Genomic DNA, 16,245 nt, shown 5'->3' with positions numbered 1-16,245 from the left:
CGATGGCCCGTATCCGGCTCAGGCACGGACCGGATCCCGATATGCCAGAAGCCGTAGCGCGTTGATGACCACCAGCAAGGTGGATCCCTCGTGCAGGGCAACAGCCGGTCCGATGCCAAGACCCAGGATGGTCGCCGGCACGAGGAAGGCGACGACACCCAGGCTGACGAACACATTCTGCCTGATAACCCAGCGCGTGCTCCGGCTGAGGCCCACCGCAAACGGCAGGTGCGACAGATTGTCGGCCATGAGCGCCACATCGGCTGTCTCCAGAGCCACATCCGATCCGGCTGCGCCCATGGCGATACCCACGGTTGCGGTCGCCATAGCTGGCGCGTCGTTCACGCCGTCACCGACCATGGCAACCTTCGTCTCGGCCCGCAGCTTCTTGATGGCCTCGACTTTGTCTTCAGGCATGAGATCGCCCCAGGCTTCATCGATCTCGACCTGCTTGCCTATGGCATCAGCCACCCGCTGGTGATCGCCCGAGATCATGATCATCCGCTTGATGCCGATCTCGCGCAGGCGTTCCAGCGCCGCGCGGGCTGCCTCGCGCGGCGTATCCAGAAGACCGATAGCCCCCATATCCCGCGAGCCGCTGCGCACGACCATGCTGGTCTGCCCCGCTTCACGGAGTGTCTTGATCGCGGCATCCATCTCGCTGGACAGCGGGGCAATGCCGTCGCTGCCGAACATCTCGGCCTTGCCGATGAGGACTTCGTCCTCACCGACAAGAGCCGAGATGCCGCGACCCGTGAGGCTTTTCAGATTTTCAGCCTCCGGAACTGGATGATCGCCAATATGGTCGCGCCCATCGCGCGCAATTGCCTGGGCCAAGGGATGGTCGCTCAGGCTTTCGACAGCCACCGCCAACGCCATCAGCTCTTCCCTGGTGACGCCAGGCGCCGGGATGATCTGCTGGATGCGCGGCTCGCCCATCGTCAGCGTGCCGGTCTTGTCGAATGCAATAGCGTCCAGCGAACCCAGCAATTCGAGCGGGGCGCCGCCCTTCACCAGGACGCCGCCACGCGCGGCACGGGCAACACCCGACAACACGGCGCTCGGCGTCGCGATGGCCAGCGCACAGGGACTGGCGGCCACAAGGACTGCCATCGCCCGATAGAAACTGTCGCGAAAAGGCTCGTCGACGACCACCCATGCGAACAGCAGCAGGAACGCCAAAGCCAGGACAGCAGGCACGAAGAAGCGCTCGAAACGATCTGTGAACCGCTGTGTTGGCGATTTCTGCGTTTCCGCTTCGCTGACCATCTTCACTACCTTGGCCAGCGTACTTTCGCTCGACAGCCGCGTGACCTCGATTTCGATCAGGCCACTACCGTTAATTGTGCCTGCGAAGACTCGGCTGGCTGCCGCGACACGGTCGGGATTGGTCCGGGCTGCCTCAGCGCTTTCCACAGGCTCCTTGTCGACCGGGATGCTTTCACCAGTGACAGGCGCCTGATTGACGGCGGAGTTGCCCTTAATGACGAAGCCATCGGCCGCAATACGCTCATCCGGCTTGATGATGGCCACGTCGCCAAGGACCAGTTCCTCTACCGGTACGACGCTAGAGCCACCGTCCATCCGCCGAACGGTAGCCGTCCGCGGCGCCAGTTCGGCCAGCGCTTCGATTGCACGCTTGGCGCGACCCATAGCGTAGTGCTCAAGCGCATGACCCAGACTGAAGAGGAACAGCAGCAAAGCACCTTCGGCCCAAGCCCCAAGAGCGGCCGCGCCTGCTGCTGCCACCAGCATCAGCGTATCGATCTCGAAGCGCTTCTGGCGCAGATTTTCGATGGCCTCGCGCACCGTATAGAAGCCGCCGAAGACATAAGCCGCTATGAAGAGAGCGAACGGAACCCAGGCGGCTGCCGTCAGGAACGTCTCGATGAAGTAGCCCACCCCCAGTGCGCCGCCGCAGGCCAGAGCGAAGATCAGCTCGGTGTTGGGTCCAAGCAATCCGCCGTGCCCATGATCATGGTCGTGCTTCTCGCCAGCCGGGTGATCGTGATCCTTGTCATGGTCATGTGCCGACGGCTTCTTGTCCGGAGCGGTGAGAGCCTTGCGGCTCACACCTGCATCGCGAAGCGCCGTAAGAATTCCATCCTCCGACGTGATCGTGCGATCGAACTCAACCCGCACCGTCCCAGGAAGAATGGCCTCGGCTTCGAGCACCCCTGGCAGCGCGCGTAGCGTTTCGCCAATGGACCGCGCCCGCCTCTGGTGGCCGATGCCGTCGACCTCCCACACCACATGGCCGATACGCTCTGCAATCTGCGTCCCCGCCGCCTTTGCCAGCTCCCGGATACGGGGAAGAGAGATCGCGTCCGGATCATAGTGGATGCACAACTGCGGCAGTGTACCGGCCGGCTCCTTCGTTACATGCACTTCAGCGACGCCGGGACGGCTTTCGATCAAGGATATCAGGCGCGAAACGCAGCCATCAGCTGTGTCGGTGACTTCAGGGAGTAGCAAGGGGACATCGAGGCGGAGTTTTTCAATCATGACCATCATCCTGGTTGGGGCACGCTATCTTCGGTGAAAGCAGTTGCCATCAGGGTGGATGCAGGCGTCCCTGCTTGCTGATCGTCCGGGTTCTCCTGCAGATCAGCGACTTCTGATCGGCGCGTACCAGCTTCAACGTGTCGACGCCGGTCAGGCTGACATTGAGCTTATCGCCGACATAGGTCAGGCCCGTGTCGGGCGCGGTGAGACGGATCGGCTTCTGGTCCGGCAGGATCGCCAAATCGAGTGTCAGCCCATCGACCAGGAAATCGCCGTCCAGCTGCGTGCCATCTTCGCATTCGTAAAGATGCTCTCCGACGAGCGTAGGGATGGAATTGCGATCATGGCGACTTTCATCGCCGCCGCCATTCTGCTGGCATCCCATCAGGCTGAGCATCAGGACTCCTCCAGTCAGGGAGAGACGGCTCAAACGATATTGTTTCAGGCGCATGTTGTTTCCCAGATCTCGAGGATAAACTGTCGTCATGGGCGGCAAGGGAAGCCGCCCATGACGCGGGCCGTTCTCACACACAGGGGTAGGTGCGGCGGCCAAGCTGGTCATCAGTCGAAGAGTTCGCGCAGGAAGCCCTTGCGACGACCATGATGGTCGCCCCGAGATCCATGGCCGTCACTACGATCGCTTCCATGCTTTGAGCCGGACACACCCAGCGTGCCTTCACGCCGTTCGACCGGCTGAGTTTCGCTGATGCTGCGTTCGATGATCTTGTCGAGTTCACCGCGGTCGAGCCAAACGCCACGACACTGGGGGCAATAGTCGATCTCGATGCCCTGTCGTTCGCTCATGAGCAGGTCAACCTTGCAGACCGGACAGGGCAGTCCGTTCGAAGGGATACGGTTCGTCATGTCAGGCCTCCTTGATTTCTGGGCGGCCCTTGGCCTCCCGAATTTCGCTACGGGCGTCCTTGAGGATCTCGATCCCGCCCTTGATGGCGATCAGCGCAGTCGCGACGCCGACGAGGAGATCCGGCCAGTTTGTGCCGAGCCACCAGACCAGCACGCCTGCGATCAGGATCCCGCCATTCGAGATGAAGTCGTTGAAGCTGAAGGTGGTCGCAGCACGCATGTTGACGTCGGGCTGCTCAAGCCGTTGCAGAAGCCTCAGGCATATGAAGTTGACGACGGCTGCCACGGCCGACATCGCCATCATCGCTGTGCCGATCGGCTCGCTGCCATAAACATAGCGACGGCCGACATCGACGAGGATGCCGACTGCGAAGACCAACAGCATAGAGCCGGAGAACATTGCCGCCCGGCTCTTCCACATGACGCCTCGGCTCAGGGCTACGAGGCTCAGAGCATAGACGAGAGCATCCGACAAATTGTCGACACCATTGGCGATGAGCGCGCTGGAGTCTCCAGTGAAGCCCACGACAAAGAAGGCAGCAGATATGAGGACATTCAGGATCAGCACGATCCAGAGCGTCTTGCGCTCCATTCCCTGATCGCCGGCACGTTTGGTCTCAACCATCGCTCTTCCCCCTGCCCTTGATCACGCTGAGCGAGCGCCGCTTGTGGCGATTGGCTGGAGAGACTGCGCGGATCGTGCGCTTCACCGCCGCCATGAAACTCGCATCCTGCGTTCTCATTTGACGGCGAAGGCCTGTGGCTAGCGGGCGTGCCAACAATCCAAGGATGCCCTTGCATTCGAAGCTGTGCCGGACATGCAGACCGGTTTCATCCTCATAAATTTCATACCCCTCTTCGATGCTGAAAAGCGGCAATGTGGCTGCTCTCCAGCGGATGATATCGGGCTTATCATTGGCTACAATTCTGGCTTCCAGCGATGCCTGCTTGCCCATCAGCGTCCAGGTCATGTCGATCTTGTTCCCAAGTTCGACGACCCCCGCGCCAAAGCGATAGTGGGGATGCCATGCCTCATAGCGATTGAGGTCGGCCAACAGCGTCCACGCCCGCAAACGCGAGATCTGAGGACTGAATATGGTTTCCTCTCTCATCGGTCTGATCCTTTCCTTCGATCAGGAAGAGGCGGGAGGGCAGTTGCTGCCCTCCCGTCACATCAGTGCTGCGGTTGAACAGACGGGGAGACCTCGATCTCTGGATCATCCTCCTCGACCATCGTCGTGCGGCCGTATCGCGCGTAGAGCGTCGGCAGGACGAACAGGGTCAGGAGCGTCGCAGAGATCAGGCCGCCGATTACGACCGTCGCCAGCGGCTTCTGGACTTCGGCGCCAGCGCCGCTGCCCAAGGCCATGGGCACGAAGCCGAGGCTTGCGACCAACGCCGTCATGACCACTGGCCTCAGACGCTGAAGCGCGCCCACCCGAGCGGCTTCGGCCCGGTCCATGCCGGTTCGCATGAGATCCTGAATGGAGGACACCATGACGAGACCGTTCAGGACCGCGATGCCGGACAGCGCGATGAACCCGACCGCTGCGGAGATGGAGAAGTCCATACCCCGAAGGAAGAGGGCCAGCACGCCGCCCACGAGGGCGAGAGGAACGCCGGTGAACACGATGGCGGCATCTCGGACTGACCCCAACGCGCCATAGAGGAGCAGCAGGATCAAAACAAAGCAGGCCGGGATCACCAGCTGCAGGCGTTCCTGAGCCGAAGCCAGATTTTCGAACTGGCCACCCCATTCGAGATAGCTGCCCGGCGGAAGACGCACTTCCTTACCAATGGCAGCCTGCGCATCCGCGACCACGCCGCCGACGTCACGGCCACGCACGTTCGCCTGGACTACTACACGACGCTTGCCGTTTTCACGGCTGATCTGATTTGGACCGTCGACGACGCGGATATCCGCAACGCTGGCCAGCGGAACAAACTGGCCGCTCGGGGTCGGCACCTGAACCTGACTGAGCAGCGAGATGTCACCACGCTGATCTTCGGAAAGTCGGATTACCACCGGGAAGCGGCGGTCGCCTTCGAAAATCATGCCCGACTGCTGGCCACCCAGCGTTGCGTTCACGATGTCCTGCACGTCCTGAGCGGTGACGCCGAGGCGGGCCATGGCGTCGCGATTCACCCGAATGTCGAGCATCGGAAGGCCCGTGGTTTGCTCGACCTTCACGTCGGCGGCCCCCTGCGTACGACGCAGGACGCTAGCGATCTTCTCAGCCGTCGCGTTCATCGAGTTGAAGTCGTCCCCGAAGACCTTGACCGCGATATCACCACGCACGCCGGCGATGAGCTCGTTGAAGCGCATCTGGATCGGCTGGGTGATCTCGTAGGCGTTGCCCGGGAATTTGGCGAGTTCCCCCTCGATCCGAGAGATGAGTTCCTCCTTCTTCAGGCTAGGGTCCGGCCATTCCTTCCGGTCCTTGAGGATTACGAACATATCAGTGGCGTTGGGCGGCATCGGGTCGGATGCCAGTTCGGCCGTACCGGTCTTGGAGAAGACGAACTTCACCTCCGGCTGCTTCGACATCATCTGTTCGATCGGCACCTGCATCGCCTGGCTCTGCTGCACCGACGTCGCCGGAATACGCAGAGCCTGAATCAGAAGGTCGCCCTCATCAAGCTGCGGCAGGAAAACCTGGCCCAGAGACATGAAGGCCAGGATCGCGAGAACGAAGCCGCCGACACCAGCGCCGACAGTGACTACAGGCCGCTTCATCGCCCGGTCGAGACCGGGTTCGTAGCGGGCCTTGAGCCAGCTCATGATCCGTCCTTCCTTCTCTTCGATCCGCTTGGACAGCCACAGGGCGATCGCGGCGGGAACAAAGGTCAGGGAGAGGATGAAGGCGCAAACCAGCGCGATGATTACGGTAAGCGCCATCGGCACGAAGGTCTTGCCCTCGACACCGGTCAGGGTAAGGAGCGGCACATAAACGAGGATGATGATCGCCTGGCCATAGACCGACGGCTTGATCATCTCCCGGGCAGCAGAAGCGACCGTATCCAGCCGTTCCTTCACGGTGAGCAGACGCCCTTCGTGATGCTGATGCTCAGCCATGCGTCGCAGGGCATTTTCGACGATGATGACGGCGCCATCGACAATGAGGCCAAAGTCGAGCGCGCCAAGGCTCATGAGGTTGGCTGACACCCCGGCACGCAACATGCCAAAGCCGGTCAGCATCATGGTCACCGGGATGATGACGGCGGCGATCAGCGCGGCACGGAAGTTGCCGAGCAGCAGAAACAGCACCACGATGACAAGGACCGCGCCTTCGCCCAGATTCTTGGCGACCGTCTTGATGGTCGAGTTCACCAGCGCCGTACGGTTCAGCACAGGCTGGACGATTACGTCTGGCGGCAGCGAGGCGTTGATCTCCTCCAGCCGGTTGGCGACTGCGGTCGCGACGGTGCGGCTATTCTCGCCGATCCGCATGATGGCGGTTCCGACGACGACCTCAGTTCCGTTTTCGGACGCCGACCCCATGCGAATCGCCTGACCGGTACGAACAGATGCAACCTGACCAAGGGTGATGGGTACACCTTCCCGGGTGGCCACCACGATCTTGGAAAGTTCGTCGGCGTTACGGACAAGAGCGTCCGCACGGACTGCCAGACCTTCGCCATTGCGATTGACGAAGCCGCCACCGACGCTGGTGTTGTTACGTTCGAGGGCTGTGCTGAGCTGCGTCAGCGTGATCCCCATCGAAGCCAGGCGCTGGACGTCGGGCACGACGAGAAACTGCTTGGCATAGCCGCCGATCGAATCGACGCCAGCCAAGCCCTGCGTGTTCTTCAGCAGCGGCGAAACGATCCAGTCCTGCGCGGTACGCAGGTAGGTCGCCTTGTCGGTATCGTTGGTCAGCCGTTCGCCTTCCGGCGTGATGTAGCTGCCATCGGGCTGCATGCCGGGTTCACCCGGTTGATGCTTGTCGTCCTTGCGATGCTCCAGACGGACGGTCCACATATAGACCTCCCCCAGACCGGTGGCGATCGGGCCCATTTCGGGCGTTACGCCATCGGGCAAGTTCTCGGACACGCCTGTCAGACGCTCGCCGACCTGCTGGCGGGCGAAAAAGATATCCGTCTGATCGGAGAAGACGGCAGTGACCTGCGCAAAGCCGTTGCGGCTGAGCGAACGGCTATATTCGAGGCCCGGAATACCCGCGAGTGCGGTCTCGATCGGGAACGCGACCTGCTTTTCGACCAACTCGGGCGAAAGCGCAGGCGCACGGACGTTGATCTGCACCTGATTGTTGGTGATGTCCGGCACCGCGTCGATCGGCAGGCGCGACAAAGCGGCGGCGCCGATCACGGCGGCTATGGCGGTCAGCAGCAGGACGAGCCAGCGCTTATGAACCGCCCAGGTTACGATTGGGGCGATCATCGGCTCAGTCCTCCGCGGCTTCGCTCTTGCCGAGTTCGGCCTTGAGCGTGAAGCTGTTGACAGTGGCGATCTCCTCAGTGCCCTTCAGGCCCGACTTGATGATCACGCTGTCGCCGGCACTGTCGCCCAACTGGACGGCCGTTGCCTGGAACCCGGTCTTGGTCCGGACGAAGACGACCGACCTGCCCTCTTCTGTCTGCACGGCAGTCAGCGGCACACGGATCGCGCCATCGCCGCCACTGCCGGTGAGAGCGACCGATGCCGTGACCGGCTCGCCGACGCGCCAGAGGCCATCACGATTGTCGAGGGTAGCGATGACGGGAACGAGGCGCGTATTGGCATCGAGCGCCGGCGACACGAACGTCACCTTCGCGGTCGCCTGTCGACCAGCTGCCTTGATGTTCACCGTTGCGCCCGGACGCACCCGGCCCGCATCCTGCGGCTGCAAGTTGAGAGAGAGTGACACGCTGGACAGGTTGGCAACCCGGAACAGTTCAGCGTCCGCCGCGACCGTCTGCCCCAGCACTACGCTGCGTCCGATGACCTGACCCGACATAGGCGCCACGATACCGATGCGATTGAGGCCGCCGCCACCGGTGCCAGCAGCAGATACCTGCTGCTGCGCCAGGCGAAGGGCGATGCGGGCCTCGGTAGCTGCGGTGCGGGCAGCGATGAGATCCTGCTCCGGCGAGACCCGCTGAGAGAACAGGCGCTGCTCGCGGGCGAGATTGCTGTTCGCCAGCGACAGACGGGCTCGGGCCGCCTCAGTTTCAGCGTTAAGCGAAGCAGCCTCGCGGCTTTCGATCACGGCCAGCGTCTGGCCGCGACCGATCGACTGCCCAAGGTTGCGGGTGAGCGAAACCACGCGGCCACCAATCGCTGCGGACACGACCTGCGTACCCTGCGGATCACCGTCGATGGTCGCGGGCAGCTCAATCGTACCGGATCCGCCCATCATCGGGCGCGCCGTTTGAATGCCAGCCGATGCGATCTGATCGGCCGAGAGCCTGATCTTGCCCTCTTCGGCTTTATCCCCTGCCTTTGCTTCAGCAGCCGGCGCTGCCTCGTTGGTCGGGTTCTCCTCGGCACCGCTTCCGCAAGCGGCAAGCGCCAGCATCAGGGACAGGGGCAAGGCGGCGTAGATGATCTTCTTGGATGTCATGGATCAGTTCCCCTGTTCCGGCGCGGGCGCTGTCAGGCGCTCTAGTTGCGCGCGGGCATTCTGATAAGAGGCAAGTGCGTCGATGGCGGCGAGGCGCGTCTGGGCCAGCGTTCGCTCGGCATCGAGCAGGTCGAGCTGGCCGAACTTGCCTTCGCGATAGCCGATGCGCGCGATGCGGGCCGCTTCCTGAGCCGCCTCGAGGGCAGGACCAATAGCCGTCTGTGCAGTGACTGCGGCATTCGATGCCGATGTCTGCGCGTCGTTGATGGCCTGCTCGACATCGAGCGCCGTCATACGCTTCTGGGCTTCCACCTGATTGCGCTGCGCGCGAGCTTGCGCGACAGCCGCCTTGCCCGAATTGAAGATCGGAATAGGCATCGTGACCGTGAAGATCAGGGCCGTGTCGTTGGTGGCTGACAGCCTGCGTAAACCGGGGCCAGCTTCGAGATTGGGGACTCGTTGAGAATTGGCGAGTCGGACATTGGCATTAGCCACGGCAAGATCCGCATCCGCGGCCGCCAGGGCCAGCGTACCTGCCGCGCTCGGTGGTACTTCGGGGCCATAACCACGTGGTAAGCGCTCCAACCAAGCCGTGTCGAGCGGGCCGCCCATCGGTTGCCCAATCCGACGCTCAAGATTGGCGCGGCTGGCCTGTGCCAGCCGAATGGTCCGAACCAGTTCTGCATCGGCGTTGATCTTCGCCACGTTGGCGCGCTGCTCCTCGATCGGAGAAGCACGGCCGGCCTTCACCCGCACGCTTGCAGCATTCGCGGCGTCGCCAGCAATGCGCGACTGATCGCGTGCCGTTTGGACACGCCGTTCGGCAGCAGCCGCTTCGATATATAGCTGCGTGACCTGCAGCCTTATGTCTGCCTGCGTGATCGCCGAGACTAACAGTGCCTTGTCGGTCTGGGCATTAGCGACCGCGATGCGTGCGGACCGCTTGCCACCCAGTTCGATGGGAACAGCCATGCTGACCGTCGACTCGGCGCTACCAACGCCGCGATACGGTCCGCTTCCTGCGATATTCTCCACCTGCGTCTGCACGGTGGGATTGGGACGAAGACCAGCGATGGTACGTGCGGCGCGGGCTGCTTCGACATTGGCTTGCGCGGCTTCGGCCGCCGGGGCGCTGCCACCAGCGGCGGCGACTGCCTGATCAAGCGTATAGGGTGACGCCCCCGCTACCGCAGCGGGCATCTCCTGTGCCTGCGCCACAGCGACGCAGGACACGGCAGCCAATAAGGCTGCAATGGATCGGAACATGAATAGGAATCCTGGACACGAGTCATGGACGACCGGCGGCCTGAATTCAGGCGCAACGGTCCACTATGGCTCTGTCAGACTATGGGTGGGCGCAGGTCGGGGCCGATGGCCCAGCGCTTGGACGGGATCGGTGCAGGAATGAACGCAGGAGCGTTCACCGCGGAGGGGAGCATATCATCGCTGGCCGAAGCCGGCACGAACGCCGGAGCACCCTGACAACCACCATGATGATGCGGCATGCCCTTGTCGGCATCACCCTGCGTCTGGTCAGCATCGCCATCACTATGCACATAACCGGAGCATTCGATGGTGGGCGCCTGAGCGTTAGGAACTTCCTGAGCATGCACCATCGTCGTCGTCAGCATGGACAACGAAATCAGGCAGATCAGGAAACGTCCTAAGCGGCGCATGACAGGCTACATAGTAGGCTTTGCACACGATGTCATCTGCAAAAGTAAAATCGCGGCATATTGGACTGTTTCCGAATGTTACATCAGATCATTGTGCCATGATAGCGGACTGATACACCATATCATCACGGATTAACTTTACCTAAACTATGACGCGATCAAATATACATTATAGCACAGACAGGTCGTGTCCCACGGGGTGGTGTAGGAAGGTTTCTCTGAGAGGGTGGCCACCGTCGATCTTCTGGTAGGGTTCGGATGCGAACTCGAACCTGGAGAAGAAGACGATGACCGACGACAGAATGGCCCTTGTTGAGCTGATTGAGCAAGGGGCAGACAGCGATTTGGTGCGCGATATGCTGGCATTTGCCGCCGAGCGCATGATGGATCTGGAGATTGAGGCCAGAACGGGTGCGGCTGCGGGCAGTCGCAGCCCGGCGCGGCTCAACCACCGCAACGGCTATCGCGAACGGGGCTGGGACACTCGGGCCGGCCGGATCGAGCTGGCGATCCCCAAGCTCAGGAAGGGCAGTTACTTCCCGAGCTTCCTTGAGCCACGCCGCACGGCTGAGAAGGCGTTGGCGGCGGTGATCCAGGAAGCCTACGTCCACGGTGTCTCGACTCGCTCGGTCGACGATCTGGTCAAGGCGATGGGCGCCAGCGGCGTCTCGAAGAGCCAGGTGAGCCGTCTGGTGGCCGAGATCGACGAACGGGTGAACGCCTTCCTGCAGCGGCCGATCGAGGGCGAGTGGCCCTACCTGTGGATCGACGCCACCTACCTCAAGGTCCGCGAGGGCGGGCGGATCGTCTCGACGGCGGCGATAATCGCCGTCGGCGTCAACACCGATGGTCGGCGCGAGGTTCTGGGCGTTGCCACCGGCCCTTCAGAAGCGGAACCCTTCTGGAAAGCCTTCCTGCGCTCGCTCGCCGACCGGGGACTTCGCGGGGTAAAGCTGGTCATCGCGGACGACCACAAGGGGTTGCGCGCCGCCGCCAGCAAGGTGTTCGCCGCGAGCCAGCAACGCTGCCGGGTCCACTGGATGCGCAATGCGCTGGCACATGCCGCGCCCAAGCAGCGACCGGCAGTCATCGCCATGATCAAGACGATCTTTGCGCAGGAAACGGCTGAAGCGGCTCACCAGCAATGGGAACAGGTCGCCGATGCCCTGCGCGAGAAGTTCCCGAAGCTGGCCGACATGATGGCCGGATCGCGCGAGGACGTGCTTGCCTACATGACCTTCCCGAAGGAGCACTGGGCGCAGATCGCGTCGACCAACCCGCTGGAAAGGGTGAACAAGGAGATCAAGCGAAGGGCCGATGTCATCGGCATCTTTCCGAATGACGCCGCCGTCGTCCGCCTCGTCGGAGCACTCATGCTGGAACAGAATGATGAGTGGGCGGTGTCACGCCGTTACATGACGCTGGAAACCCTCGGCTCGGTAAGCCATAACCCCATTGTCAGCCTGCCAGCTCTGGCTGCCTGACCCGAACCTGATCCTACTGCGGATCGACGGTTCCTACACCACCCCGTGGGACACGACCCACAGACAAGAATCATTCGAATAAATCTGCATACCAACCCAGACACAAGGCGCAATTTGCAAAATAGCCAACCCCGTCTTATGGGCATTACAGATTCTTTGGAATCAGGCTGCACTTTAGACAGAAGTTTTCTGATGCCGCTTATCCGCCGACCATCCGGGGAACCAAAGCTTCCTCTCAATCCGTGAGTGCCGCCCGATAATTGCTCATGCATTCTTCTACGATGCGATCTTGATTTCCGACGAAGATCACGGCTGGAAATCCATGCAGTATCCCTTCAGAGGCATTGCCAACCGTTGGCCGGCAAAAGCCTCCAGACTGCGACTGCCGTTATAATCACGCCGAGCGACAGAACGCCGCCAACGACAAGAAGAGCAGCGCGGTGCCACTTGATGCGGGCGTGGAGGTCATCGAACACATCAGAGAATTGATCGGCGATCATGGCAAAGTCGTCGCTGAGGCGGGTGCTTTGCCGCTTCACCTCTGTCGCGATAACATTGAGCGTCTTCCACTGGTTCAGCCCGGCAATCCCCAACATCACCGCGAAGACGATTGCTCCTATAAGCACGCCAAGGTTCGTCCAGAACTCGAGGCCGCACGATGCCGGCACCTTCTTGAGTTGGGAAACCACGACGATCGTTGCGACAGGAATGCCAAGGAGCTGGCCTTGGATATCTACGATGGTCTTGTGGATCTTGCCCACGAAATCCAGTCGCGCCGTTTCAACCTCATTGCGGATCTTCGAGTACGAGAAGCTCGAGGTGAAGAGTCGGTATCCCTTCTCCACCTCATTCGCGAGGCGATCTAGATTCCGGATTAGGAAACCGAACCGATCCTTGTCGCGTAGCGAACGCACCATTTCGATGAGGGTGGTCTGAAGAATCGTCCGCTTCTCATCCAAATGCAATTCGTCCGCGAACAGCTTCGTCAGCCGCGCAGCCTGACCCACCACGTCGCCGCGAAGGTCCATTGAACCAAACTGGATCGGCACGACGACCTTCTCTTTGCCGATGAAAATCAGCTGACGCATCGTTTCATCAACCAGCGACGCGCTATCGCGAAGTATCTTGAGCACGTCCAAGACTGCACGATACGCAAGCAGTTTTGGCGGGACAGGGTTATCACCCGACGCGTAATGCTCTTTCTTGATGTAATACCGCTGAGGCTCCGCGAGCACGGCGCCAGGCGCCTTGAACAGATCATCCAAAGTGGAAACCAACAGGCCCATCTTCGCCACATTGGGCCGACCAATCGTTACCGGCACTTCTGCCCCGACGGCCAGATCATAGCCGTCCTCGACCGAAATCTGGGCATCGTTGTAATGCGTATCGATCTCCATGATGGCGGTTAAAACTGCCACCATATGGTCGCTCTTGATCGTCAGAACGTCGCCGTTCTCATCATCGAACCGCGTAGCGCGGTATATCTCGACAAGATCGGCAAACGTAACATCAATCACTGATCATCCCTTCGGCGCGCATCTGATTGATCAGCTCGTCTGGCACATCCATCAACGTAAGGGATTTCTTGTCCTTGTCGAACACGACTTTGCTCTGGTCGATTGCTTCACGCGTGAATTCGACCGACCACATCTTCGTTTTGGCGGTCACTTTCACGAGGGCTTTCAATGCGCTGGCGTTCGGAACATAGCCTTCATTCAGCTGGCGATCGGTATTGGCCAGAAATTTCGATAGCCTGCCGGGTTCCTTCGGCATCAGGCGATTTGCCATAGCTTCGAAATCCACCGGCTCCTTTGCCTTATTCGCCTTGCCAAGATAATCTAAGGCATCGGACAGGAACGCCGTCGCCTCGGTGTCGACCATCTTTTCAGTAAGCGTAAATTCCTTCAGTGCATCCACGAGGCTCTGAGTGTCCTTACGCTCCAGAACCGCCGAATCGCAGCCAAGGAAATCACGAAAATAATCGGATATCGAACCCTTGCCTTTCAAGAAGCTCAGGTAGCGGTCCTGCTTGTCCGCCCAAGCGGTAAGATTAATGCGGCCGGCGAAGCGGAAACCATCGAGATCGAGGTGCTCGACGTCCTCCATTCCATGATTTTTGGTCAGGGCCGCGCTCAGCTTGTCGGTGACCACCGTGACGAGCATGAAATCTGAACCATCCCGTCGGAAGTGAGCAAAAAACACATGCCCGCCGACTGAAGCAGATTTCTTTCCCGCTTCCCGCGCCAGATTGTCCATCATCTTGCCGGTAAGACCGAGGAAGTCCTTCTCCTTGGCCTCAACATAGGCACGGATTTGCCCCTCGGTGGGAGAACCGTCTGCCGTTGTGAACCGACCGTGAGACTTGGAAGTCCGGCTGTTGTAAAGTTCATAGACCGTGGAGATGACACGAAGCGTCGTGTCGGTCACGTCAAGCAACTTCTTGGAGAGCGCGACAGAATAGCCAGCATCGCTACGATTCAGGTCATGAATCGCAAGCGCAATTATCTCGGTCACCAATAATCCCCCCAACGTCCAAAACCGTGACGGACATGACCAATCCCTGGGACGTCCGACTGTGACGCAAAACTTTGAAGCACGAGCGAGCGATAAGCAAGGTGTCGCAGATTTAGCGCAAATATCATGCTCAGGGCTTCGGCTAGGAATCTTCTCGACGCGATGAAAGGTTCATCTGAATCGCCGATAAATAGGGATCGGAGCAGAAGTTGACATTACTCCCCCTCCAGAGGAGCAGAAGTTGAAAATCAGCCGTGATCCTCTGATGACAAAAGCACCGGAAACTCTAGGGGGTCAGGAGCAGACTTCCTGACAACCGACAATTTTGTCAATTTTCAGCAAGACTGCTCCTCTATGTCATACTTCTGCTCCTCATTTAGATCAAGCACATTCAATCTACAAAGCCTGACGGCGTGAATACGCTTCACTTCTCTCCTTGATTTATGGAGTGAAGAAAATGGAAGATCGCATTGCTCACTATATGGTGACTTTCACGGCCAAACAGTGGCCGGAAGCCTATCGCAGAGCTTTAGAGGTTGAAGAGCTCCCAAAGAAGGGGAGCCAACGAATGGCAGCAGCTGTCACCGCTGCTGCAGCGCGCTTAGGCTATAAGCAGCGCAACTTCTTTAAGATCATTCGCGCCTACAAAGAATCGCTAAAACAGACCGATCAAGTCTTATCAAAATACCCTCGCCAACTTCCTAACGAAACGAGAGCGGCTCTCGAGGAAGCTATCGCGAATGCCGGACCAGGCGCTCGACCGGGGGCGATCCATTCTGCTGCCGAAGCATTATGCAAAGAGCGCAATATAAATCCTCCGAGCGGACGAGCGGTCCGAACTCGGCTCAACCTTCCTGCGGAAATAACGGATGTCGTGGCTTACACCGGCAAAAACACCGATTACGCGCTCGATATGTCGCCGCTCGACGTCGCGGTCGATGGACCTAACAACACGCCCTATCGCGCTGTCCTCACTGCTTTCATAGATGCCCGTCACGGCAATGTTATCGCTCATACTGTGACCGTCGGCCGGCCAATGGCTGACGACCTCCTCCACTTGTTTACCGAGGCCGTGGAAAAGACAAAGCCTAAAACGCCTTCGCCCGCGTCGTTGGTAATTTACCGGGGCGCTCCCATCAATGATCCGCGGCTGAAGGCTCAGATGCGCTTACTCGGCATTTCTGAGCCAGACATACAGGTAGATGCTCGCCGCCCAGGATTGCCTCTCACTGCTCTGTTTGGAACTAAGCTCGGTCGTGTCGCGGTCAATCCACGCAGCGATCCTTCAAACCCATACGCAGTTGATGAGTCTCTCCCTCTGCATGTTGTGCGTCCAGCTATTGCCCTTCTCTTAGAACGCCATCACGCAGGCCTTCAGGTTAATCGTGAGATCGCGGCAATCGCATCAGCTACCACTGCAGTACAGGCGGTTACCAAAGGGCCGCAAAAATCAAACAATCAGGAATTTACCTCAGCTCGACTCCCACGCACAAATAGCAAAAATAGCCGTTAAACAATGAGCTGCCACTACTAACGATACGCCCATCGACACCAAACTGCATCTACCCCATTGCGGTCGGAGCAGAGGTTGACACAAAACCCGCTTCAGAGGAGCAGAGGTTGAAAATCAGCCGTGAT

Annotated in this window: 13 protein-coding genes; 2 read left to right on the top strand and 11 right to left on the bottom strand. The window is 60.0% G+C overall.

Annotated features, from left to right (window positions below; all coding sequences use genetic code 11):
* Positions 1-18: 18 nt before the first annotated feature.
* From U0025_RS01665 to U0025_RS01625, 9 genes are all read right to left on the bottom strand, one after another.
* Positions 19-2,505: a heavy metal translocating P-type ATPase gene (locus tag U0025_RS01665; protein WP_004210799.1), complete on the bottom strand. Its 2,487-nt coding sequence runs from the start codon at positions 2,503-2,505 to the stop codon at positions 19-21.
* A gap of 49 nt (positions 2,506-2,554) precedes the next feature.
* Positions 2,555-2,902 carry a hypothetical protein gene (locus U0025_RS01660; RefSeq protein WP_004210797.1) on the bottom strand — a complete coding sequence of 116 codons (348 nt, stop codon included), beginning with the start codon at positions 2,900-2,902 and terminating at the stop codon, positions 2,555-2,557.
* Between the two features lie 164 nt (positions 2,903-3,066).
* Entirely contained in the window at positions 3,067-3,309 is a 243-nt protein-coding gene (locus tag U0025_RS01655; RefSeq protein ID WP_037491048.1) for a TFIIB-type zinc ribbon-containing protein, read from the bottom strand.
* Positions 3,310-3,370: 61 nt separating this feature from the next.
* Positions 3,371-3,994, bottom strand: coding sequence for a cation transporter (locus U0025_RS01650; RefSeq protein ID WP_004210794.1), 624 nt, complete (start codon positions 3,992-3,994; stop codon positions 3,371-3,373).
* Positions 3,987-4,481 (bottom strand): SRPBCC family protein, encoded by a 495-nt coding sequence (locus U0025_RS01645; RefSeq protein ID WP_004210793.1) that lies wholly within the window; start codon positions 4,479-4,481, stop codon positions 3,987-3,989. Before U0025_RS01645 ends, U0025_RS01650 begins: the two co-directional genes overlap by 8 nt.
* A gap of 62 nt (positions 4,482-4,543) precedes the next feature.
* Positions 4,544-7,771, bottom strand: coding sequence for an efflux RND transporter permease subunit (locus U0025_RS01640; RefSeq protein WP_004210791.1), 3,228 nt, complete (start codon positions 7,769-7,771; stop codon positions 4,544-4,546).
* Between the two features lie 4 nt (positions 7,772-7,775).
* Entirely contained in the window at positions 7,776-8,933 is a 1,158-nt protein-coding gene (locus tag U0025_RS01635; protein WP_004210790.1) for an efflux RND transporter periplasmic adaptor subunit, read from the bottom strand.
* 3 nt (positions 8,934-8,936) lie between these two features.
* Complete coding sequence (locus tag U0025_RS01630) at positions 8,937-10,199, bottom strand: TolC family protein (protein WP_004210789.1); 1,263 nt, start codon at positions 10,197-10,199, stop codon at positions 8,937-8,939.
* A 74-nt stretch (positions 10,200-10,273) separates the two neighbouring features.
* Complete coding sequence (locus tag U0025_RS01625; protein WP_037491044.1) at positions 10,274-10,609, bottom strand: hypothetical protein; 336 nt, start codon at positions 10,607-10,609, stop codon at positions 10,274-10,276.
* 287 nt (positions 10,610-10,896) lie between these two features.
* On the opposite strand from U0025_RS01625, the gene U0025_RS01620 reads away from it, so the two are divergent.
* Positions 10,897-12,093 carry an IS256 family transposase gene (locus tag U0025_RS01620; protein ID WP_004207098.1) on the top strand — a complete coding sequence of 399 codons (1,197 nt, stop codon included), beginning with the start codon at positions 10,897-10,899 and terminating at the stop codon, positions 12,091-12,093.
* A gap of 335 nt (positions 12,094-12,428) precedes the next feature.
* Here U0025_RS01620 and U0025_RS01615 read toward each other — a convergent pair whose 3' ends face one another.
* Entirely contained in the window at positions 12,429-13,610 is a 1,182-nt protein-coding gene (locus U0025_RS01615) for a hypothetical protein (RefSeq protein ID WP_004210787.1), read from the bottom strand.
* A complete protein-coding gene (locus U0025_RS01610) occupies positions 13,603-14,607 on the bottom strand; it encodes a nucleoid-associated protein (RefSeq protein ID WP_004210786.1) in 1,005 nt (334 codons plus the stop codon). Before U0025_RS01610 ends, U0025_RS01615 begins: the two co-directional genes overlap by 8 nt.
* A 457-nt stretch (positions 14,608-15,064) precedes the next feature.
* Here U0025_RS01610 and U0025_RS01605 point away from each other — a divergent pair, with 457 nt between their 5' ends.
* Positions 15,065-16,120, top strand: coding sequence for a hypothetical protein (locus U0025_RS01605; RefSeq protein ID WP_004210784.1), 1,056 nt, complete (start codon positions 15,065-15,067; stop codon positions 16,118-16,120).
* The last annotated feature ends 125 nt before the right edge of the window (positions 16,121-16,245 follow it).

This window comes from Sphingobium yanoikuyae, assembly GCF_034424525.1.
Taxonomy (GTDB): Bacteria; Pseudomonadota; Alphaproteobacteria; order Sphingomonadales; family Sphingomonadaceae; genus Sphingobium; species Sphingobium yanoikuyae.
Note: the sequence above shows the minus strand (reverse complement) of the source record. Positions and strands in the feature narration are given on the sequence as shown.

Coding starts and splice junctions, on each gene's coding strand:
- U0025_RS01635 (WP_004210790.1), bottom strand. CDS start 8,933: ATGACATCCAAGAAGATCATCTACGCCGCCTTGCCCCTGTCCCTGATG.
- U0025_RS01655 (WP_037491048.1), bottom strand. CDS start 3,309: ATGAGCGAACGACAGGGCATCGAGATCGACTATTGCCCCCAGTGTCGT.
- U0025_RS01645 (WP_004210793.1), bottom strand. CDS start 4,481: ATGAGAGAGGAAACCATATTCAGTCCTCAGATCTCGCGTTTGCGGGCG.
- U0025_RS01640 (WP_004210791.1), bottom strand. CDS start 7,771: ATGATCGCCCCAATCGTAACCTGGGCGGTTCATAAGCGCTGGCTCGTC.
- U0025_RS01620 (WP_004207098.1), top strand. CDS start 10,897: ATGACCGACGACAGAATGGCCCTTGTTGAGCTGATTGAGCAAGGGGCA.
- U0025_RS01625 (WP_037491044.1), bottom strand. CDS start 10,609: ATGCGCCGCTTAGGACGTTTCCTGATCTGCCTGATTTCGTTGTCCATG.
- U0025_RS01650 (WP_004210794.1), bottom strand. CDS start 3,994: ATGGTTGAGACCAAACGTGCCGGCGATCAGGGAATGGAGCGCAAGACG.
- U0025_RS01660 (WP_004210797.1), bottom strand. CDS start 2,902: ATGCTCAGCCTGATGGGATGCCAGCAGAATGGCGGCGGCGATGAAAGT.
- U0025_RS01665 (WP_004210799.1), bottom strand. CDS start 2,505: ATGATTGAAAAACTCCGCCTCGATGTCCCCTTGCTACTCCCTGAAGTC.
- U0025_RS01630 (WP_004210789.1), bottom strand. CDS start 10,199: ATGTTCCGATCCATTGCAGCCTTATTGGCTGCCGTGTCCTGCGTCGCT.
- U0025_RS01605 (WP_004210784.1), top strand. CDS start 15,065: ATGGAAGATCGCATTGCTCACTATATGGTGACTTTCACGGCCAAACAG.